The sequence below is a fragment of the Mesorhizobium sp. M1217 genome (genome assembly GCF_040318275.1).
Taxonomy (GTDB): domain Bacteria; phylum Pseudomonadota; class Alphaproteobacteria; order Rhizobiales; family Rhizobiaceae; genus Mesorhizobium.
The window spans coordinates 42441-60711 of the sequence record NZ_JAMYMA010000025.1 but is presented as its reverse complement, the minus strand read 5'-3'; the positions used below and the strand labels follow the sequence as shown (position 1 = coordinate 60711).

Annotated in this window: 21 protein-coding genes; 13 read left to right on the top strand and 8 right to left on the bottom strand. The window is 62.9% G+C overall.

The genetic code is table 11. The features are described from left to right. Positions 1 to 31: 31 nt before the first annotated feature. Together NKH37_RS30515 and NKH37_RS30510 are read left to right on the top strand one after the other, a co-directional pair. A complete protein-coding gene (locus NKH37_RS30515) occupies positions 32 to 337 on the top strand; it encodes a hypothetical protein (protein WP_023718986.1) in 306 nt (101 codons plus the stop codon). A gap of 126 nt (positions 338 to 463) precedes the next feature. Continuing rightward, positions 464 to 973, top strand: coding sequence for an NUDIX hydrolase (locus NKH37_RS30510; protein WP_023718985.1), 510 nt, complete (start codon positions 464 to 466; stop codon positions 971 to 973). 71 nt (positions 974 to 1044) lie between these two features. On the opposite strand, the gene NKH37_RS30505 is transcribed toward NKH37_RS30510, so the two are convergent. From NKH37_RS30505 to NKH37_RS30480, 6 genes are all read right to left on the bottom strand, one after another. Continuing rightward, entirely contained in the window at positions 1045 to 1896 is an 852-nt protein-coding gene (locus NKH37_RS30505; RefSeq protein ID WP_023718984.1) for a citryl-CoA lyase, read from the bottom strand. Positions 1897 to 1915: 19 nt separating this feature from the next. After that, positions 1916 to 3100: a CaiB/BaiF CoA transferase family protein gene (locus NKH37_RS30500; RefSeq protein WP_023718983.1), complete on the bottom strand. Its 1185-nt coding sequence runs from the start codon at positions 3098 to 3100 to the stop codon at positions 1916 to 1918. A gap of 15 nt (positions 3101 to 3115) precedes the next feature. Next, a complete protein-coding gene (locus NKH37_RS30495) occupies positions 3116 to 4639 on the bottom strand; it encodes a tripartite tricarboxylate transporter permease (RefSeq protein WP_352483579.1) in 1524 nt (507 codons plus the stop codon). Positions 4640 to 4643: 4 nt separating this feature from the next. Continuing rightward, positions 4644 to 5177, bottom strand: a complete 534-nt coding sequence (locus tag NKH37_RS30490; protein WP_023718981.1) for a tripartite tricarboxylate transporter TctB family protein — start codon at positions 5175 to 5177, stop codon at positions 4644 to 4646. A gap of 155 nt (positions 5178 to 5332) precedes the next feature. Beyond that, positions 5333 to 6310 carry a Bug family tripartite tricarboxylate transporter substrate binding protein gene (locus NKH37_RS30485; protein WP_352453995.1) on the bottom strand — a complete coding sequence of 326 codons (978 nt, stop codon included), beginning with the start codon at positions 6308 to 6310 and terminating at the stop codon, positions 5333 to 5335. 203 nt (positions 6311 to 6513) lie between these two features. Then, a complete protein-coding gene (locus NKH37_RS30480; RefSeq protein ID WP_352816808.1) occupies positions 6514 to 7053 on the bottom strand; it encodes a GNAT family N-acetyltransferase in 540 nt (179 codons plus the stop codon). Positions 7054 to 7280: 227 nt separating this feature from the next. On the opposite strand from NKH37_RS30480, the gene NKH37_RS30475 reads away from it, so the two are divergent. From NKH37_RS30475 to NKH37_RS30460, 4 genes are all read left to right on the top strand, one after another. Further along, positions 7281 to 7736, top strand: a complete 456-nt coding sequence (locus NKH37_RS30475) for a DUF2214 family protein (RefSeq protein WP_023718978.1) — start codon at positions 7281 to 7283, stop codon at positions 7734 to 7736. A 184-nt stretch (positions 7737 to 7920) separates the two neighbouring features. Continuing rightward, positions 7921 to 8898, top strand: coding sequence for a tripartite tricarboxylate transporter substrate-binding protein (locus NKH37_RS30470; protein ID WP_023718977.1), 978 nt, complete (start codon positions 7921 to 7923; stop codon positions 8896 to 8898). 76 nt (positions 8899 to 8974) lie between these two features. After that, on the top strand, positions 8975 to 9442 hold the full coding sequence (locus NKH37_RS30465; protein ID WP_023718976.1) for a tripartite tricarboxylate transporter TctB family protein: 468 nt from the start codon (positions 8975 to 8977) through the stop codon (positions 9440 to 9442). A 9-nt stretch (positions 9443 to 9451) separates the two neighbouring features. Next, positions 9452 to 10963 (top strand): tripartite tricarboxylate transporter permease, encoded by a 1512-nt coding sequence (locus NKH37_RS30460; protein ID WP_023718975.1) that lies wholly within the window; start codon positions 9452 to 9454, stop codon positions 10961 to 10963. Positions 10964 to 10997: 34 nt separating this feature from the next. Here NKH37_RS30460 and nth read toward each other — a convergent pair whose 3' ends face one another. After that, complete coding sequence (nth, locus tag NKH37_RS30455; protein ID WP_352495480.1) at positions 10998 to 11819, bottom strand: endonuclease III; 822 nt, start codon at positions 11817 to 11819, stop codon at positions 10998 to 11000. A gap of 22 nt (positions 11820 to 11841) precedes the next feature. Between nth and NKH37_RS30450 the strand changes: the two genes are divergently transcribed. Further along, entirely contained in the window at positions 11842 to 12336 is a 495-nt protein-coding gene (locus NKH37_RS30450; protein WP_023718973.1) for a DUF2244 domain-containing protein, read from the top strand. Between the two features lie 3 nt (positions 12337 to 12339). Here the strand turns inward: NKH37_RS30450 and NKH37_RS30445 are convergent, their stop codons facing one another. Next, a complete protein-coding gene (locus tag NKH37_RS30445; RefSeq protein ID WP_353005896.1) occupies positions 12340 to 13152 on the bottom strand; it encodes a class I SAM-dependent methyltransferase in 813 nt (270 codons plus the stop codon). Between the two features lie 114 nt (positions 13153 to 13266). On the opposite strand from NKH37_RS30445, the gene NKH37_RS30440 reads away from it, so the two are divergent. The 6 genes from NKH37_RS30440 to NKH37_RS30415 all read left to right on the top strand — a co-directional run bounded on the left by NKH37_RS30440 (position 13267) and on the right by NKH37_RS30415 (position 18271). After that, positions 13267 to 14160 (top strand): methylated-DNA--[protein]-cysteine S-methyltransferase, encoded by an 894-nt coding sequence (locus NKH37_RS30440; RefSeq protein WP_023718971.1) that lies wholly within the window; start codon positions 13267 to 13269, stop codon positions 14158 to 14160. Between the two features lie 112 nt (positions 14161 to 14272). After that, positions 14273 to 15181, top strand: coding sequence for a ribokinase (locus NKH37_RS30435; protein ID WP_353005897.1), 909 nt, complete (start codon positions 14273 to 14275; stop codon positions 15179 to 15181). A gap of 6 nt (positions 15182 to 15187) precedes the next feature. Next, complete coding sequence (locus NKH37_RS30430; protein WP_353005898.1) at positions 15188 to 16648, top strand: amidase; 1461 nt, start codon at positions 15188 to 15190, stop codon at positions 16646 to 16648. A gap of 103 nt (positions 16649 to 16751) precedes the next feature. Further along, on the top strand, positions 16752 to 17366 hold the full coding sequence (locus tag NKH37_RS30425; protein WP_023675274.1) for a LysE family translocator: 615 nt from the start codon (positions 16752 to 16754) through the stop codon (positions 17364 to 17366). A 98-nt stretch (positions 17367 to 17464) separates the two neighbouring features. Further along, on the top strand, positions 17465 to 17785 hold the full coding sequence (locus NKH37_RS30420; protein WP_352816822.1) for a hypothetical protein: 321 nt from the start codon (positions 17465 to 17467) through the stop codon (positions 17783 to 17785). A gap of 249 nt (positions 17786 to 18034) precedes the next feature. Further along, positions 18035 to 18271: a hypothetical protein gene (locus NKH37_RS30415; protein WP_353005899.1), complete on the top strand. Its 237-nt coding sequence runs from the start codon at positions 18035 to 18037 to the stop codon at positions 18269 to 18271.

Sequence of the window (18271 nt, the reverse complement as noted above, 5' to 3'; positions counted from 1 at the left end):
TCTGAGGTCGGTTTTGTGCGGGAATTAATGAATGTCACAGCTTCGTCTATTGACGTTTTTAGGGTCGGCAATGCTGGCAACGGTGATGCTGTCGGGCGTAAATCCTGCCGCATCGGCACAGATCGTCAGCCCCGCCGACCGCAACGCATTGATCCAGCAAAACCAGTTGCAGATGCTGGAGAACAGGCTGCAGCGGCAGCAATATCAGCAGCAGCAACAGCAATACCGTGCGCAGGACCGCCAAATCCCGGCGCCCCAACCGCAGGTGGTGCCGCAGATGAAGCCGACTTGTCAGTTGCTGCCGTCAGGGAGCGGCTTTGTCAGCACTTGCCGCTAACGTTTTCATTTATTTAGCCGACTTATTATGCTTGGATGCCGCCGCACCTGAGATAACATCGAAGGCGGTTTGGATTTAGCAATGCTGCCCTTCGTGCTTTGGGCACCGCTTCGACTGGATTTTTGAATGGCAGCCAGCAGAAAGAAGGTCGTCCGTAAGGCAAGGAAGGGCGCCCGGATTCGCCAGGTCGCGGCGATCCCCTTTCGGCTGAGCGAGCATGGCGAAGTCGAGGTTATGCTCGTCACATCGCGAACGACGAGGCGCTTCATCGTGCCGAAAGGCTGGCCGATGAAGGGCAAGGGCGGTCGCAAGGCGGCCACCATCGAAGCACAGGAAGAAGCCGGCGTCCTCGGCAGGATATTGAAACAGCCGGCCGGCACCTATTGCTACTGGAAGCGGCTGGCGAACCGCTTCGTCCGCGTCGACGTCGTCGTCTATTTGCTGGAGGTAACCGAGGAACTTGCCGACTGGCAAGAAGCCAACAGGCGGCAGCGGGCATGGCTGGCACCGGCCGACGCGGCGCTGCTGATCGACGAGCCGGATCTTTCGACGCTGGTGAGGAACATCAGGAGTCCCGAGCTGGAGCATACCCCCAAAAAGCAGAATCCGGCTTTCGGAAAAGATCACGCTCAATAAAACATGGGGGTCTATCCCGACTCTATCGGGAATTGGCTCCAGCGCCCTCCGCTGTCGCTTGAACCGACATCTCACTGACTGCCTTCGTCTTCCTCGGGCAAAGGCCGCGCCGGCGTGCCGGTATAGGCCCACAGCCATTCGCGCGGCAGCGGCCCTTTGTTGCGGTCGCTTTCCTGCGACTGTTCCCATGCATGGGCCAGGATGCCGACCGAGCGCGACAGTACGAAAAGGCCTCGCGTCAGCGGCGGCGGGAAGCCGAGCTCTCCGTAGATGACGGCCGTGGCGCCGTCGATATTGAGCGGGATTTTTTTGCCCTTGCGCCGCGCAACCTCGGCCTCGATCGCCTCGGCGATGTCGGCGAAGCGCCCGCTGACAACGCCGAGCGCGGCAAAGTCGCGGGTCAGCTCGATGAGGCGGGGTGCCCGCGGGTCGACCGGATGGAAACGATGGCCGAGCCCCGGCACATAACCGTCTTCCCCAGCAAGGAAACGATCAACCCGCGCCGACACGGCGTCCGCGAGCGGCACGCCGGCGTCCAGTTCGGCGGCGATGTCTCCGTAGAAGGAAAGCGCCTGTTCGCCGGCGCCGCCATGCACGTCGCCAAGCACGTTGATGGCCGACGCCATGGCGCTGTTGATGCCGACGCCGCAAGTGATCGCCATACGGGCGATGGCGATCGACGGCGCCTGCGGTCCGTGGTCGACGGCGGCACCCAGCGCGATGCCAAGCAGCGTCGCCTGCTCCTCGCTTGGCAGTTCGCCGCGCATCATCAGCCAGATCATTGCGGGAAAGCTGACGCGGCCGATCAGATCCTGGATCTCATAGCCGCGCAGCCGGATGACGCCGGGCCGCATCTCGATGATGCCGGTCTGCCACCATTCCTCGCCGCGCGCGCGGCCAGTCTTGTTTTCCGTGTCGCTCATGCCTTCTTTTCCGTGCCGCTCATACCTTCGCTCTTTTCTTGGCGCGTGGCGGCAAACCGGCAAAAACCTCGTCCATATGCTCGCCGAGCCCCGGCGGCGGCCTGCTCGGCAAAGGTGCCTCGCCATCGACCATGAAGCCGCCGCGCACCACGATCAGCGGCCGGTCCATCCCGGACACAGCCTGGAAGCGCGCCGTCATGCCGCGCTGGATCACCTGTTGCTCTTGCAGTACCTGCGGGATTGTCAGCACCCGGCCTGCCGGCACGCCGGCGCGATTGAACGTCTCCTCCCAGGCGGCGGCAGAGCCGCTCGCCAAGGCATCCTCGATCAGCGCTTTCAATGCAATGCGGTTCTGCTTGCGCGTTTCGCGCTCGGCAAAGCGGACATCCGACGCCAGCTCCGGCCGATCGATCAACCGGCACAGTGTGACGAACTGCTCCTGCTTGTTGGCTGCGATGTTGAGCAAGCCGTCGCCGGTGCGAAACGCGCCAGACGGTGCGGCCGTCATGTTTTCATTGCCCATCGGCTGCGGCTCGACGTCCGCCGTCAGATAGTTCGACACCGGCCAGCCGAGCGCAGAAAGCGTGCATTCGAGCATAGAGACGTCGAGGAACGCACCCTCGCCTGTCGTCTTCTGCTTGACCAGCGCGGCGGTAATGGCGAACGCCCCGACCAGCCCGCCAAGCGTATCGGCGACGGGATAGCCGACACGCAGCGGCGCCGTTTCCGGTGTACCGGTGATGCTCATGATGCCGGAAAGACCCTGGATGATCTGGTCATAGGCTGGATTGTCGCGCATCGGCCCGGTCTGGCCGAAGCCCGATATCGCACAATAGACAAGGCTTGGCCGGACCTCCTTCAGCCTGGCATGGCCAAGCCCCAGCCGGTCCATGACGCCGGGGCGGAAATTCTCGACCAGCGCGTCGGCCGAAGCGACCAGATCGAGGAAGCGTTCGCGGTCGGCCTCCTGCTTGAGATCGAGCGCCACCGAGCGTTTGCCGGCATTCTGCGCCAGGAACGAAGCGCCCATGCCCACCCGGTTGAGCTCCGGCGAGGCGCCAAGCTGGCGCGCCAGATCACCGCCTTGCGGCGTCTCGACCTTGATGACGTCGGCCCCGAGCAATGCCAGCTGGTAGGCGCAATAGGGGCCGGCCAGCACATTGGTCAGGTCAAGGATGCGGATGCCGGAAAGCAGGTCTGTCATGACGTCACGAACAGCTCAGGCATCGCCCGGCACGTGCTCCGGTCCGCGCATGCGCCTGTGCTCGATGTAGGCCCAGATATGCGGTCCAACCAACCCGATGAAGGCCAGCGTCAGCAGCGTCAGCGACAGCGGATGCTTGTAGAACACCGTCCAATCGCCGTTCGAGATGGTCATCGCGCGGCGGAACTGCGTTTCGGCAAGCGGCCCGAGAATCATGCCGATGATGACTGGCGCGGTCGGGAAATCGAAACGCCGCATCAGGAAGCCGGCGGCACCGAGCAGATAGAGGATGATGAGGTCGATCGGCGATTGCGAAATGCCGTAGGTGCCGACCGTGGCGAACACCAGAATGCCGGCATAGAGCTGCGGCGCCGGAATCTTCAGTAATCGCACCCAGAGCCCGATCAGCGGCAGGTTGAGGACGACGAGGATGACATTGGCGATGAACAGGCTGGCGATCAGCCCCCACACCAGGTCGGCCTGCGTCGTCAGCAGCAGCGGCCCCGGATTGATGCCGTAGCTCTGAAATGCCGACAGCATGATCGCGGCCGTCGCCGAGGTCGGCAGGCCGAGCGTCAGCATCGGCACCAGCACGCCGGCGGCGGATGCATTATTGGCCGCTTCCGGCCCGGCAACGCCCTCGATGGCACCGACCGTGCCGAACTCCTCCTTGTGTCTGGAGAGTTTCTTCTCGATGGCATAGGAGAGGAAGGTCGGGATTTCGGCGCCGCCGGCCGGCATGGCGCCGATCGGGAAGCCGATCAGGGAGCCGCGCAGCCATGGCCTCCACGAGCGCGACCATTCAGCCGCGGTCATGTAGAGCGACCCTTTCAACGGCACGATGTCGTCCTTGCCGGCATAGCGGCGCGAGGCCATGTAAAGCGTCTCGCCAACGGCGAACAGGCCAACGGCGACGACGATGACGTCGACGCCGTCCAACAATTCGCTCATGCCGAAGGTGAAGCGCGGCTGCCCCGTCTGCAGATCGACGCCTATCATGCCGACGACGAAGCCGACGAACAGGCTGGTCAGGCCGCGCACCGACGACGAGCCGAGCACCGCCGAAACCGTGATGAAGGCCAGCACCATTAGCGAGAAATATTCGGCCGGACCGAAAGCCAGCGCGAATTTGACGACGATCGGCGCCAGGAAGGCAACGCCGATCGTGCCCAGCGTGCCGGCGACGAAGGAGCCGATCGCCGAGGTTGCCAAGGCCGCACCGCCACGGCCGGAGCGGGCCATCCGGTTGCCTTCCAGCGCGGTGACGATAGTGGCGCTTTCGCCAGGCGTGTTGAGCAGGATCGATGTCGTCGAGCCGCCATACATGGCGCCGTAATAGATGCCGGCAAACAGGATGAACGACGCCTCCGGCGCCACCTGGTAGGTGATCGGCAACAGCAACGCGATGGTCAATGCCGGTCCGAGGCCGGGCAGCACGCCGATCGCAGTCCCCAGCGTGGTGCCGACCAGGCACCATATGAGATTGATCGGCGAGAAGGCGACCGAAAATCCGTGCGCGAGATGGCCGAGCGTTTCCATGGCGTCAGCCCCTCAGCACGGCAACGACCGAATCGACGATCGCGTTCAGCTGGTTTTCGATGAAGCCGGCGCCGATATTGACGCCGAGTGCCCTGGCAAAGCCGAAATAGGCGGCCAGCGCCAGGATCAGACCGAGCAGCACGTCACGCAGCGGACGCCGGCTGCCGAAACCGTGGCAGATGAGAACGAACATGATGACAGATGCGGCGGTAAAGCCGAGCGGCTGGATCAGCACGAGGTTGGCGATCAGTCCGAGGACGACGATGCCCATCGCCTTCCAGTCGGTCGGCGTCTCCTTTTCGTCCTCCGGCTGCCATCCGCCCCGCAAGGCGGCAATGATGAGCAGCAGCGACAGGATCACCATCCCCGTCATGGTGATGTAGGGAAAGACGGTCGGACCGACCTTGGAATAGAGCGGCGACACCGGGATTGCCAGCGTCTGCCAGGCAACCGCACCCGCACAGGCGAGGAGCCCAACGCCGATCAGCAGTTCGGGCACTGCAAGGCGCGGCGGCGCCTGCTGGTCGCTGGTGCTCATCATCGTCCTCCCAATGTCGGTCCCTTGGGGCCGGTTCTCCTTGGACCGGTCTCACTCGGCCGATCTCGGCGTAGTTTCACCTCCGGCGCCGCGTATGTCCATGCGGCTGGCGAAAGTCGGCAAGGGTTGGCGCAGGCCGCGCCTTGCCGAGAGCATCACGCCAGGCCGAGGTCCTTGAGGATCGTCCCGATGCGGGCCGTGTCTTCGGCGACGAATTTCGCATAGTCGTCACCGGTGAGCAGGATCTGCGTCCAGTTGCGGTTCTTGCATTCGGTGGCCCAGGCGTCGCTCTTGGCCATCGTCTCGATCAGCTTGATCATTGCTGCCTTGTCGGCGTCCGAGACGCCGGGCGGCGCGAAGACGCCGCGCCAGTTGAACAGCTCGACGTCGATGCCGGCTTCCTTCATGGTCGGAGCATCGATGCCCTCCTGGCGTTTGTCGGCAGATATCGCCAGCAGCCGCAGCGCGCCCGCCTTGACCTGTTCGGCGAACTCGCCATAGCCCGAGATGCCGGCCGCGACCTGGTTGCCGAGCAGCGCCGACAGCGCCTCGCCGCCGCCGGCGAACGGCACATAGGACAGGTTGGTTGCAGGAACACCGACGGTCTTGGCGATGAGGCCGAACAAGATGTGGTCCGAGCCGCCGGCCGAACCGCCGGCGACTGGAACCTGCGTCGGGTCGGCCTTGAGGGCGGCAACGAAGTCGGCCGCAGTCTTGAACGGCGAGGCGGCCGGCACCACAAGCGCCTCGAACTCGCCGGTAAGGCGGGCGATCGGGGTGACCTCGGTAAGGTTGTTGGCCGCCTTGTTGGCGATGATGGCGCCGACCATGACCATGCCAGCCACCATCAGCGCATTGCCCTTGCCCTTCCACTGGTTGACGAACTGCGGCAGGCCGACGGTGCCACCGGCGCCGCCGACATTGGTGATCTGCGAGCCGGAGATCAGCTTTTCACTACGCAGCACCTGGTCCATGGCGCGCGCCGTCTGGTCCCAGCCGCCGCCCGGCGCCGCCGGCACGAAAATCTGCAGCTGCGGTGCGTCCTGCGCGAAAGCGGGGATAAAATGCGATGCCGCGAGCCCGGCAGCACCTGCCGCCGCGGTGCTCATCAAGAATCTGCGTCTGTTCAGCATGGGATTCCTCCAAATCGCGACACCTCCTCCGGTGCCTGCCAGAAACGTAGCCTGAATTCAGACCCGCTCGATAAAATTCATGCAGAGTTTGCGTCATCCTGTCAAAGACAGAACACTCCCCATGCGCCACAATCGGCCCGTGCGATGTTCAGGCTGGCGAACTCGACGCCCGACGACGGCAGGCAGTGCCCAGACAGCATCCGTCAGGGCTGCCGCTGCAGCAGGATGGTCGGCTTGTCTTGATAGACGGTTCGCAGCACTTCGCCATAACCGCATTTTGCCGCGACGTTCAGCGAGCCGGTGTTTTCCGGATCGATGATGCAGACGGTCTTCGCGGCTGCAAATGCCTCATCGCCCCAGGCAAGCACCCGTGCGACGACTTCGCTGGCCAACCCCTGGCCATGCACGGCCGAAACCAGAGCCCATCCGGCCTCCGGAATGCCCTCGATCGACGGCGTCATGTCGCGTTTCAGATCGTGGAAGCCGGCCTCGCCGATGAAGCGGCTGGTCGCCTTTTCCTCGACCGCCCAGAAGCCGTAGCCCAGAAGCGACCACAGGCCGGCATGGCGCAGGAAACGCATCCAGCTTTCCTCCCGCGTGCGCGGCTTGCCGCCGATAAAACGGGTGACGACGGGATCGGCCCACATTGCGACATAGGCGTCGAAATCGTCCAGCCGGTGCGGTCGCAGGACCGTGCGAGAGGTCTCAATCACTGGGGCGACAATTGTCTGCGGACTGGTCATGGTCATGCCTCGGTTGTGTTGCCGGTGCCTAATGCCGGTCATCCAACGGTTAGGACAGCGACATGCATGAAATGGGGAATCAAAATCCGTTGCGTAAAACAAGAACCAAGGCTGTGTAGATCATCTTCCAGGCTGATGTGAATCCCGCCAAGCGGTGTTAGTTTTTCGCCAGTATTTGGTTCACTGCGTTCGGTTTCGGCGCTGCCGTCCGACAGAGGGGAAACAGCATGGACACCACCGACCTTGTGCTTGCCATCTTCCATCATCTGCTGGTGTTTTCGCTGGCAGGCATCATCGGCGCCGAATTCGTCCTGATCCGCAGCGACCTGTCCGCCGCGACGCTGAAGCGGCTTGTCGGTATCGATCGCCATTACGGCATCATTGCCATGCTGATCATCGTCGTCGGCATCGGCCGCGTCATCTATGGTCTCAAGGGCTGGGAATTCTACGTCTACAACTGGATGTTCTGGGCAAAGATGGCCGCTTTCGCAATTGTCGGCCTGTTGTCGATTATCCCGACCGTCCGATTCCTGTCCTGGAGCAGGCAGGCGAGCGCCAGTCCCGGCTTCCAGGTGCCTGCGGCGGAGCTAGCGTCCGTTCGCACCTATGTCCGCACCGAGGCATTCATCTTCCTGTTGATCCCGGTGTTCGCGGCGGCGATGGCGCGCGGCTACGGCTATTAAGATAGGTCGGAGGAAGGGCATCGCGCGGCCCGACCTTTCCACTCATTTGCGCGGACAAACGTGCAGTTTGCCGTTTGAGGCGATTGTCATTTGTCGGGTTGCGCTAGTTATTGCTCCATCTACATTCGGTTTGAGAGGAACTCCGCGCAGCGGTTGGTAATTCGTATTCTGGGAGGAAATCACGATGAGAAAATTCGTCGCCGCGCTGGCTGCCGTTGCGGTCGCCATGCTTTACCCGTTGGCCGCGGGCGCGCAGACGTACCCCGAACGCACCATCACCGTTGTCGTGCCGTTTTCGGCCGGCGGCCCAACCGACACCGTCACGCGTCTTGTCGCGGAAGCCATGTCGAAGGACCTCGGCCAGCAGGTCATCGTCGAGAATGTCGGCGGCGCCGGCGGCACGCTAGGCGCCGGCCGCGTCGCGAATGCCGATCCTGACGGCTATACGCTGCTCCTGCATCACATCGGCATGGCGACCAGCGCGACGCTGTATAGGAACCTCGCCTACGACACGCTGAACGCGTTCGAATATATCGGTCTCGTCACAGAAGTGCCGATGACCATCGTCGGCCGCAAGGATCTCGAGCCGACCGATCTGAAGGGACTGGTCGACTATGCCAAGGCCAACAAGGACACCGTCACCGTCGCCAATGCCGGGATAGGCGCGGCCTCGCATCTGTGCGGCATGCTGTTCATGAGCGCCATCGGCACGCCGCTGGTCACCGTTCCCTACAAAGGCACTGGCCCGGCCATGACCGACCTTCTCGGCGGCCAGGTCGACATCATGTGCGACCAGACGACCAACACCACCAAGCAGATCCAGGGCGGCACGATCAAGGGCTATGCCGTAACCTCGGCGCAACGCCTCGACGTGCTTCCGGACGTGCCGACAACGACGGAAGCCGGCCTTCCGCAGGTGCAGGTCGGCATCTGGCACGGAATCTATGCACCCAAGGGCACGCCGGCCGAGATCACCGAGCGCCTGTCGAAATCGCTGCAGGTGGCGCTGAAGGATCAGAACGTCGTCGCCCGCTTTGCCGAACTCGGCACCAAGCCGTCGCCCGAGGCCGACGCCACGCCGGCCGCGCTCAAGGCCAAGCTGGAAAGTGAGATCGCGCGGTGGAAGCCTATCATCGAAGCGGCCGGCCAGTACGCCGACTAAAGCTTGAACGGGGCGCCACCAGCGCCCCGTTTTTACACGGCATGGGCAAGCCCGCGGCGCGGCCCGGGAGGACGTCATGAAACCGTTCGCAATCGACAGAACCAACGGCATTTGCGCAGCGCTGTTCATCTTCCTCGGCGCATTTTTCGCGCTGCAGTCGCTCGGCCTCGAAATCGGCACCGCCTTCCGTATGGGACCGGGCTATTTCCCGCTGGTGCTGGCGATCGTGCTGATCCTGCTTGGCGCCGTCATCCTCGTCCAAGCGGTGCGTTTCGAGAGCGACCCGATCGGCCACATCGCGTGGCGCGGCATGCTGTTCATTCTGCCCGCTCCGATCTTCTTCGGCCTGACGGTGCGCGGCCTCGGCTTTATCCCCTCGATCTTCCTGACGGCGCTAATCGCATCGTTCGGCAGCGGCCGTATGAAGCCGCTGACCGCGCTCGTGCTGTCGGCCGGCCTGACGCTGTTCGCATTCGTCGTCTTCAGCTACGCACTCGGCCTGCCGTTCCGGCGTTTCGGCCCGTGGCTGCCCCTATCATTGTGAGGAGATGAAATGGAACTCCTCAACAATCTCGCACTCGGCTTTTCGACGGCCACATCTTTGGCAAACCTCGGTTTCTGCCTGATCGGCGTCCTTCTCGGCACGCTGATTGGTGTCCTGCCCGGCATCGGCGCCACCGCAACCATTGCCATGCTGTTGCCGATCACCTTCCAGATCGGCGATCCGGTTTCCTCCCTCATCATGCTCGCCGGCATCTATTACGGCGCGCAGTATGGCGGTTCGACTACCGCCATCCTCATCAACATGCCCGGCGAATCTTCGTCGGCCGTCACCGCCATCGACGGCTACCAAATGGCCAGGAACGGTCGCGCCGGGGCGGCACTGGCGACCGCGGCGATAGGCTCGTTCTTTGCCGGCACGGTGTCGACCTTCCTCGTCGCCATCTTTGCCCCACCGCTGACGGCGATAGCGCTGAGATTCGGCGCAGCCGAGTATTTTTCGCTGATGATTGTCGGCCTGGTCTCGTCCGTCGCGCTCGCCCACGGCTCGATCGTCAAGGCACTGGCCATGGTCGTGCTCGGCCTGCTGCTCGGACTTGTCGGCACGGATATCTACACCGGCACGCCCCGCTTCACGCTCGGCATCCGCGAATATGCCGACGGGCTGAATTTCGTCGCAGTGGCGGTCGGTGTCTTCGGCGTCGCCGAGATACTGCGCAACCTCGAAAACGAGCATGAGCGTTCCGTGCTGATCCGAAAGATCTCCGGCCTTATGCCGACCCGCGAAGATTTTCGGCGCATGGCGGCCCCCATCGTGCGCGGAACAATCATCGGTTCGGCGCTCGGCATCCTGCCGGGAGGCGGCGCGATCCTTGCCGCCTTTGCCTCCTACACCGTCGAAAAACGTGTCTCGAAAAGTCCGGGGGAATTCGGCAAAGGCGCAATCGAAGGCGTCGCCGGACCGGAATCGGCCAACAATGCCGGCGCACAAACCTCCTTTATCCCGATGCTGACGCTCGGCATTCCGGCCAACCCGGTAATGGCGCTGATGATCGGCGCGATGATCATCCAGGGCATCGTACCCGGCCCCAATGTTGCGATCGAACAGCCTGCACTGTTTTGGGGTATCATCACCTCGATGTGGATCGGCAATCTGATGCTGATCGTCTTGAATCTGCCGCTAATCGGGCTTTGGGTGAAACTGCTTACGATCCCGTATTACGTGCTCTTCCCGATCATCATGGCGTTCTGCTCGATCGGCGTTTACAGCGTCAACACCAACGTCTACGACCTCTATGCAGTCGCACTCTTCGGCTTGCTTGGCTATCTCCTGACCAAGCTGCGCTGCGAACCCGCGCCGCTGCTGCTTGGCTTCGTGCTCGGCCCGCTGCTCGAGGAAAACCTGCGCCGCGCCATGATCCTCTCTCGCGGCGATCCGAGTACCTTCGTGACGAGACCAATCAGCGCCAGCCTGCTCCTCATCGCGCTCGCCGTGCTCGTCATCGTGTTTCTCCCCGCGGTCAGGAAGAAGCGCGAGGAGGTGTTTGTCGAAGAGAGCTCCTGAACGTGGACGGCGCCACATAGGAGGAACTTCAGAGTCACTTGGCTGGCACTGATTCAGTAGCCGCCTCTACTGGCCCGAGCGGCGCGATCTCGACCAGTGGTGCAGGCACGCTGGTCGTCTTTTCCTTGGCCTTGCAGATATCGGCGATGACGCAAGCCGGGCAATCCGGCTTGCGTGCCTTGCAAACATAGCGGCCGTGCAGGATCAGCCAATGATGCGCATGCCGCATATATTCATCCGGAATGATCTTCAAAAACCCTTGTTCGACCTGTTCCGGCGTCTTGCCCGGCGCCAGGCCGAGCCTGTTGCCGATGCGGAAGATGTGCGTGTCGACCGCCATCGTATGCTGGCCGAAGGCGACGTTGAGTACGACATTGGCGGTCTTGCGGCCGACACCCGGCAGCTCGACCAGTTGATCGCGATCATCGGGCACCTTGCCGCCGTGGTCGCGGATCAGGGCTTCCGACAACGCGATGACGTTCTTGGCCTTGTTGCGCCACAGCCCGATGGTGCGGATATGGTCGCCGAGCCTGGTCTCGCCCAGCGCCAGCATTTTCTGCGGCGTGTCGGCGATCTTGAACAGCGCCCGCGTCGCCTTGTTGACACCGGCGTCCGTCGCCTGCGCCGAAAGCACCACCGCCACCAGCAGCGTGAAGGCGTTGATATGTTCGAGTTCGCCTCTCGGTTCCGGCCGCTGAACGGAAAAGCGCCGGAAAATCTCATGCACCTCGGCCGGGCTGTAAAGCGCCCGCGACCTCGCCGGCCGCGGACGCGGCTTGGCGTTCGAGCCGTCGCGGCGGCCGGGCAACAGGTCTTTTTTTAGCGCCGAAGAGTTTTTGGACTTGGGGCTTGTCATTGCTTTCCTATAATATTCTGTAATGAGCGACACAAACGCCTCATTTCAGGCCGACGAGCCATTCTTCCAGGCGCTGCTGATACCGCACCGGTCGCTGGGCAAGACCGGCTTTGTCATCCTGATGGGCGCATTGCTGTTCGGGTGGCTGGTGACCGGAGCGTTTTTCCTGTCGCGCGGCGCCTGGCCGGTGTTCGGCTTCTTCGGCCTCGATGTTATTGCCATCTATATCGCCTTCCGCGCCAATTATCGTGCCGCTCGGGCTCGCGAGGAGGTGTCGGTGTCTCGCACCAGCCTCGATATCCGCAAGACTGCCCCGTCAGGCAAATCGGAAGCACATCGCTTCAATCCGTTCTGGGCACGCTTTTCGATCGCCCGCCACACCGAAATCGGCATCACCAGAATGGCGGTCGAGGCGCAAGGAAAAACAGTCTCGATCGGTGGCTTCCTCAACCCCGACGACCGCGAAAGTTTTGCCACCGCATTTTCGCGCGCTCTGGCGACCGCCAAGGCGCGCTGACGATCAAAACCGAAATCTCAACAGCCTGCCGACCCTCCGAAGAGCCGGAACGTGGCTCCAGAGGCGAAAGACCAGTCCGGCGAACCAGCTCACACGGGCGGCATGTTCGGGTTTGTACGCCATCGTTTCCTCGACCAACCGCAGGCCGGGCACTGACCGTTCCAAGTCGCGCGGATCGTTGATCGCCCAGTGGAGTTCGGCTCCGGTGGCGCGGAACGACCGGTTGAGGCGCACGAGCTTTAGACCCAGGTCGCTGTAGGCATCGCAGATAAATTCGCCGCTGGCCAGATGCGACACAAGCCGCGAAACCAGTCTTGGGCCCTCGTCAGCGGCAAGGTAGGGGGTCAGGCCCTCCGCCACGACCATCGCCGGGCGATCGCCGGGCACTTCATCCAACCAGCCAGGCTCCGTGACGGATGATCCGATCAGGTGGTAATGCTCGCGCATCGGGTAGAGCTTGCGCCTGAGCTCGATGACTTCGGCGTAGTCGACGTCGAACCAGTCGACGCCGGCTGGCGGGTCGATACGGAATATTCGTGTGTCCAGCCCGCAGCCGAGATGCAGTACAATGGCGTTCGGGTTGTTCGCCAGAAAAGCCGAAACCCAGTCGTCCAGCGTCTTGGCCCGGATCGCCAGACCGCCGAGATTGTTGTCGACCTTGAGCCGCGAGAAATCGTAGTCGATGCGGCGAACCGCCTCGTCCGCAAAGCGGTCTTTCAGCAGCGAGTTGGGAAGCCGGCTTTCCAGCGCCTTGCCGTAGACGGTGATCAGCAGCGTTTCTTTTTCCTTGGTCAGCTGCATCTTCTCGCCGGCCATGATTGTCCTCCCCATTCAAAGCCAACTCTATCTGGGTACATGCTGCGGGAAAGCAAGTTTCGGGTGGTGATCGGCGCCGCGAAGGACGATATTCGCACTCAAGGAGATACTACCATGAACGCCCAAATGCCTCTCAAAACGACAGCAATCCTTCAGAAAGACATCACGCCTGAAGGCGGCGACTACGAAATCGTCCGTCGTGCCATCGAAAAGATCAGCCTCGACTATCGCGACCAGCCTTCGTTGGAAGTGCTGGCCGAGGAGGTCGGCGAGACGCCGACCGGGCTGCAGAAGCTGTTCACCCGCTGGGCCGGCCTGTCGCCGAAGGCTTTTCTGCAGGCCGTCACCCTCGATCATGCGCGCAAACTGCTGGATTCCGGCATGCCGCTGCTGGAAACTTCGTTCGAACTCGGCATGTCCGGCCCAGGCCGGCTGCACGATCTGTTCGTCACCCATGAAGCGATGTCGCCGGGCGACTACAAGACCCGCGGCGCAGGGCTCACCATCCGCTACGGCTATCATATCTCGCCTTTCGGCATCGCTTTGATCATGGTGACGGACCGCGGCCTTGCCGGCCTCGCCTTCAACGACCCCGGCGGCGAGCGCGCGGCCTTTGCCGACATGTCCAGCCGCTGGCCGAATGCGACCTATGTCGAGGACATGGCGGCGACGGCGCCCTATGCCGCGCGCATCTTCGATCCGACGCTGTGGCGCGCCGACCAGCCGCTGCGCGTCGTCATGATCGGCACCGACTTCCAGGTCCGCGTCTGGGAGGCCTTGCTGCGCATTCCGATGGGCAAGGCCTGCACCTATTCCTCGATCGCCGCGCGCATCGGCGCACCGAGCGCCAGCCGGGCTGTCGGTGCCGCGGTCGGTGCCAATCCGATGTCCTTCGTCGTGCCGTGCCACCGGGCTCTCGGCAAGTCCGGCGCGCTCACCGGCTACCATTGGGGCCTGACGCGCAAACGCGCCATCCTCGGCTGGGAGGCGGGACAAGTCTCTTCTTGAATAGCCAACGAATGGAACGATAGGAGCGAAGGGCCCCGAGGGTGACAAGCAGCGATCTTACGGAGTAGCTTCCCGCGCAATTAGAGTGACATGCGTTAGCGGGAGGCACTTCTTGATCGTCGTCATCGGTTCCATCAATCTCGACCTCATCGCCAGTGTCGACCGTTTGCCCGGTCCCGGCGAAACGGTGCGCGGCTCCGGTTTCGCCACCGCCCCCGGCGGCAAGGGAGCCAACCAGGCGCTGGCCGCCGCCCGCGCCGGCGCCAAGGTGCGCATGGTCGGCGCGGTCGGCAAGGACAGCTTCGCCGGCGAGGCTTTGGCGCTGCTGCGCGACGGCAAGATCGACCTGTCCGGCGTCGGCGAGACCTTTGCCTCGACGGGTACCGCGTTGATCATGGTCGGCGCCGACGGCGAGAACGTGATCGCCGTCGTGGCGGGCGCCAATGATTCGGTCGTGCCGGGTGACCTTTCCAAGGCTTTCCTGAAAAGCGGCGATGTCGTGCTGCTGCAGTTGGAGGTCCCGTTGCAAACGGTCGAGACAGCGCTTGACGCGGCAAGGACGGCCAACGCGGTCACCGTGCTCAACACCGCACCTTTCCACGGCGACGCGGCCGGCTTCCTCGGCAAGGCCGACTATCTCGTCGCCAACGAGACCGAGTTCGACCTCTATGGTGAGGCGCTGTCGTTGAGTGGCCGCGACCGCCCGGCACGGATGCGCGACTATGCCTCGAGAACCGGCCGCACCATCGTCGTCACGCTTGGCCCAGACGGCGTTCTCGCCGCGACGCCGGACGATCTCCTGATGGTTCCGGCGCTGAAGATCACTCCGCTCGACACGGTCGGCGCCGGCGACACGTTCTGCGGCTATTTTGCTGCCGGACTGGCGGCAGGCCTGCCGCTCGACCAGGCGCTTGCCCGCGCTGCCGCAGCCGGTTCGCTGGCCTGCCTGAAAGCCGGCGCCCAGCCTGCCATCCCGCTGGCCAGGGATGTCGACGCCGCCATGCCGACATCTGCCGGCTGAAGCGCGATGACAGCCACGCGCCCGACCACCAGGCATGCCGTGCCGCCCGCCGGCGACATCTGCCGCCTGTCCGCCGTGGAACTGGCCGACAGGATCAGGCGCCGGCAGCTTTCGGTGCGCGAAGTGATCGTTGCATTCCTGGACCGGATCGAGGCGGTGAACCCACAGGTCAACGCCATCGTTTCATTGCGTGAGCGTGCCGACATCCTGCGCGAGGCCGACGAGGCAGACGCTCATTTGGCGCGAGGAGCAGATACCGGATCGCTGTTCGGTCTGCCGATCGCGATCAAGGATCTTGCGCTGACAAAAGGCCTGAGAACCACCTTCGGCTCGCCGATCTTCGCCGATTTCGTGCCTGAGGAAGACGACTTCTTCGTCGAGCGTGTTCGGCAGGCCGGCGCCATCATCATCGGCAAGACCAACGTTCCCGAATTCGGGCTCGGCTCCAACACCTACAATACCGTGTTTGGACAGACGCTCAACGCGTTCGACCCAGCGCTGACCGCCGGCGGCTCGAGCGGCGGCGCGGCGGTCGCGCTGGCGCTCGACATGGTTCCCATTGCCGATGGCAGCGACTTCGGCGGCTCGCTACGCAATCCCGCTGCCTACAACAATGTCTATGGCTTCCGCCCGTCGCAGGGATTGGTACCGGCCGGCCCTGATCTTGATGTGTTTCATGCGCAAATGGGCGTCGAAGGGCCGATGGGGCGTAACGTGCGCGACATCGCCCTGCTGCTCGACGTTCAGGCCGGCTATCATCCTCGCGCGCCGCTGTCGCATGATAAGCCAGGCTCGTTCCTCGAAGGGCTGGAAACGCCGGCGGCCGGCGGGCGCATCGCCTGGCTCGGCGATCTTGACGGTCATCTGCCGATTGAAGCAGGCATTCTACAGCTTTGCGAGGCAGCACTCGGCCGGTTAGCGGATCTATCCTTCGAGGCCGAGCCGCTGATGCCGGAATTCGACTTCGAAGCGCTGTGGCAGGCCTTTGTAACGCTTCGCCAGGCGAGCAGCGGTTGTGCGCTCAAGGTGCATTACGACGATCCCTTGAAACGCCGCCTTCTCAAGCCGGAGGCCGTGTGGGAGGTGGAACATGCACTGGGCCTCACCGCGCCGCAGGTCCACGCCGCCACGGTGAGGCGCTCGTCATGGCACCAAACCCTGCTGTCGCTCTTCGATCGATTCGATCTCATCGCGCTGCCGACCGCGCAGGTCTTCCCTTTCGAGGTCTCCACCCACTGGCCGACGCAAGTGGCCGGGCGTGCCATGGATAGCTATCATCGCTGGATGCAGGTTTCAGCGTTCGCCACGCTCGGCGGCTGCCCGGCGATCAATGTGCCGGCGGGCTTCGACCCCAAGGGCAGGCCGATGGGCATGCAATTGATCGGGCGGCCACGCGGTGACCTCTCGGTGCTGAGGGCGGCTGCCGCCTATGAGGCAACGCTACCATGGCAGGCCGGCGCCTGCTGAAATCAGCTCCGCATTGTCGGCGCCTCGCCGGCTTGCACGCAACTCATCGCCATGCATTGATCGCGACAGCGCGCCGCACGAGCGGCATTCTGCGGAGGGAAAAATGTCGCTGGAACTCTACGCCACCTACGTCGTCGCTTGCATCGTCATCATTCTTGTGCCGGGGCCGACGGTCACGCTGATCATCGCCAACAGCATCCGCCACGGCTCGCGCGCCGGCCTCGCCAATGTCGCCGGCACCCAGGCCGGGCTGGCCATCATGATCGCCATCGTCGGCATCGGGCTGACCTCGCTTATCGCCGGCATGGGCCACTGGTTCGAATGGGTCCGGCTGATCGGCGCCGCCTACCTGATCTGGATGGGCGTGCAGATGTTCCGCTCGAAAGGCAAGCTGAACGCCGACGGATCGGCTAAAAAGCCGCGCGGCGGCTTCTTCCTGCAGGGCCTGCTGGTGGCGATCAGCAATCCGAAGACGCTGGTGTTCTTCGGCGCCTTCTTTCCGCAGTTCATCGCCCCCGAAGGCAATTACGCGTTACAGATCGGCGTCATGGGTCTCACCGCCATGATCTTCGCCGCCGTCTCGGATTCGACCTACGCGTTGGCCGCCGGCCGCGCCGGACGCCTGCTCTCGGCCGGCCGCGTCAAGCTCTTGTCGCGAATCAGCGGCAGCTTCCTGGTGGGCGGCGGCCTGTGGCTGGCGTTTTCCAAGGCGAAGTAACAGCCGCGAGCCGGGACGCAAATAGCAATCTCCTGGAACAGGAAGCCCGATTGAAAGTCAGCCTTCTGTGCACCACATGAATCGATAGTTGGGGATTCATGCCGGTGCCATGGACTTTTGTGGATGTGAAAAGGCACGCGATCGGCGTGATCCTGATTGTTGCTTTGTTTGCGGCGGTGTTGGCCCTCGATCCGCTCAAGTGGACGAATAACGCCAGCCCGATCCGCTCGGTGGGCCCAATCGATGCAGCCGTCAAAAGTGCCCATTGGGGCAAAGGCCGAAGTGTCTACATGCTGGTCCTTGAAGACGGTTCATCTGTTTTCATCGACGACGATCGTCCGCGCCTGATCGGCTCGCACGTCGGCATCGAGCGCGTCACGCGCGACAATGGCTTTGTCTTCTACCGATTTCCAAATTGAACGGCGATCGATCAATGAAGCTGTTTTCGAAGGTAAAACGAGTGACAGAGCTCTCTTCGAAGAAATCGCTCTTGAACAACGCCCCTGCGCTACTCAACTCTAAGTGATGGGTCCGACAAATCTTTCTCTTAGAACCGCCTTCTTCTGCTTCGGGAAGAGTTTCGCGATACAGTCGTTGGCGTCGCTTTCTTTTGCTCATTCGCTCTTGTGGCCGCCGTGGCGATTGTAACAAGACAGAATAGCACGATCATGGGCACGCAACGCGTAGGAGGCATCGTCGAAGATGTTGCGACGATGCCTCTAAATCCGAAAGGTTCCGTCGGCCATGGACTTTATTATAGATATGAAGTCCGTCTCCATGACGGCAACGCACTGGTATTTATCGATGGTGAGGTGGAGACGCCCCACATGATCGGATCGGAAGTCTCGATCGAACAACAGCACCGCAATAACGGCACCAGCACCTACCGCCTGCTCAATGACTGA

Excerpts from the sequence above, each read along its gene's own strand:
- NKH37_RS30480 (WP_352816808.1), bottom strand. The coding sequence starts at position 7,053 with ATGACCAGTCCGCAGACAATTGTCGCCCCAGTGATTGAGACCTCTCGC.
- NKH37_RS30440 (WP_023718971.1), top strand. The coding sequence starts at position 13,267 with ATGAACGCCCAAATGCCTCTCAAAACGACAGCAATCCTTCAGAAAGAC.
- NKH37_RS30515 (WP_023718986.1), top strand. The coding sequence starts at position 32 with ATGTCACAGCTTCGTCTATTGACGTTTTTAGGGTCGGCAATGCTGGCA.
- NKH37_RS30415 (WP_353005899.1), top strand. The coding sequence starts at position 18,035 with ATGGGCACGCAACGCGTAGGAGGCATCGTCGAAGATGTTGCGACGATG.
- NKH37_RS30430 (WP_353005898.1), top strand. The coding sequence starts at position 15,188 with ATGACAGCCACGCGCCCGACCACCAGGCATGCCGTGCCGCCCGCCGGC.
- NKH37_RS30505 (WP_023718984.1), bottom strand. The coding sequence starts at position 1,896 with ATGAGCGACACGGAAAACAAGACTGGCCGCGCGCGCGGCGAGGAATGG.
- NKH37_RS30450 (WP_023718973.1), top strand. The coding sequence starts at position 11,842 with ATGAGCGACACAAACGCCTCATTTCAGGCCGACGAGCCATTCTTCCAG.
- NKH37_RS30475 (WP_023718978.1), top strand. The coding sequence starts at position 7,281 with ATGGACACCACCGACCTTGTGCTTGCCATCTTCCATCATCTGCTGGTG.
- NKH37_RS30420 (WP_352816822.1), top strand. The coding sequence starts at position 17,465 with ATGCCGGTGCCATGGACTTTTGTGGATGTGAAAAGGCACGCGATCGGC.
- NKH37_RS30510 (WP_023718985.1), top strand. The coding sequence starts at position 464 with ATGGCAGCCAGCAGAAAGAAGGTCGTCCGTAAGGCAAGGAAGGGCGCC.
- NKH37_RS30470 (WP_023718977.1), top strand. The coding sequence starts at position 7,921 with ATGAGAAAATTCGTCGCCGCGCTGGCTGCCGTTGCGGTCGCCATGCTT.
- NKH37_RS30425 (WP_023675274.1), top strand. The coding sequence starts at position 16,752 with ATGTCGCTGGAACTCTACGCCACCTACGTCGTCGCTTGCATCGTCATC.
- NKH37_RS30490 (WP_023718981.1), bottom strand. The coding sequence starts at position 5,177 with ATGAGCACCAGCGACCAGCAGGCGCCGCCGCGCCTTGCAGTGCCCGAA.
- NKH37_RS30495 (WP_352483579.1), bottom strand. The coding sequence starts at position 4,639 with ATGGAAACGCTCGGCCATCTCGCGCACGGATTTTCGGTCGCCTTCTCG.
- NKH37_RS30465 (WP_023718976.1), top strand. The coding sequence starts at position 8,975 with ATGAAACCGTTCGCAATCGACAGAACCAACGGCATTTGCGCAGCGCTG.
- NKH37_RS30445 (WP_353005896.1), bottom strand. The coding sequence starts at position 13,152 with ATGGCCGGCGAGAAGATGCAGCTGACCAAGGAAAAAGAAACGCTGCTG.
- nth (WP_352495480.1), bottom strand. The coding sequence starts at position 11,819 with ATGACAAGCCCCAAGTCCAAAAACTCTTCGGCGCTAAAAAAAGACCTG.
- NKH37_RS30500 (WP_023718983.1), bottom strand. The coding sequence starts at position 3,100 with ATGACAGACCTGCTTTCCGGCATCCGCATCCTTGACCTGACCAATGTG.
- NKH37_RS30460 (WP_023718975.1), top strand. The coding sequence starts at position 9,452 with ATGGAACTCCTCAACAATCTCGCACTCGGCTTTTCGACGGCCACATCT.
- NKH37_RS30485 (WP_352453995.1), bottom strand. The coding sequence starts at position 6,310 with ATGCTGAACAGACGCAGATTCTTGATGAGCACCGCGGCGGCAGGTGCT.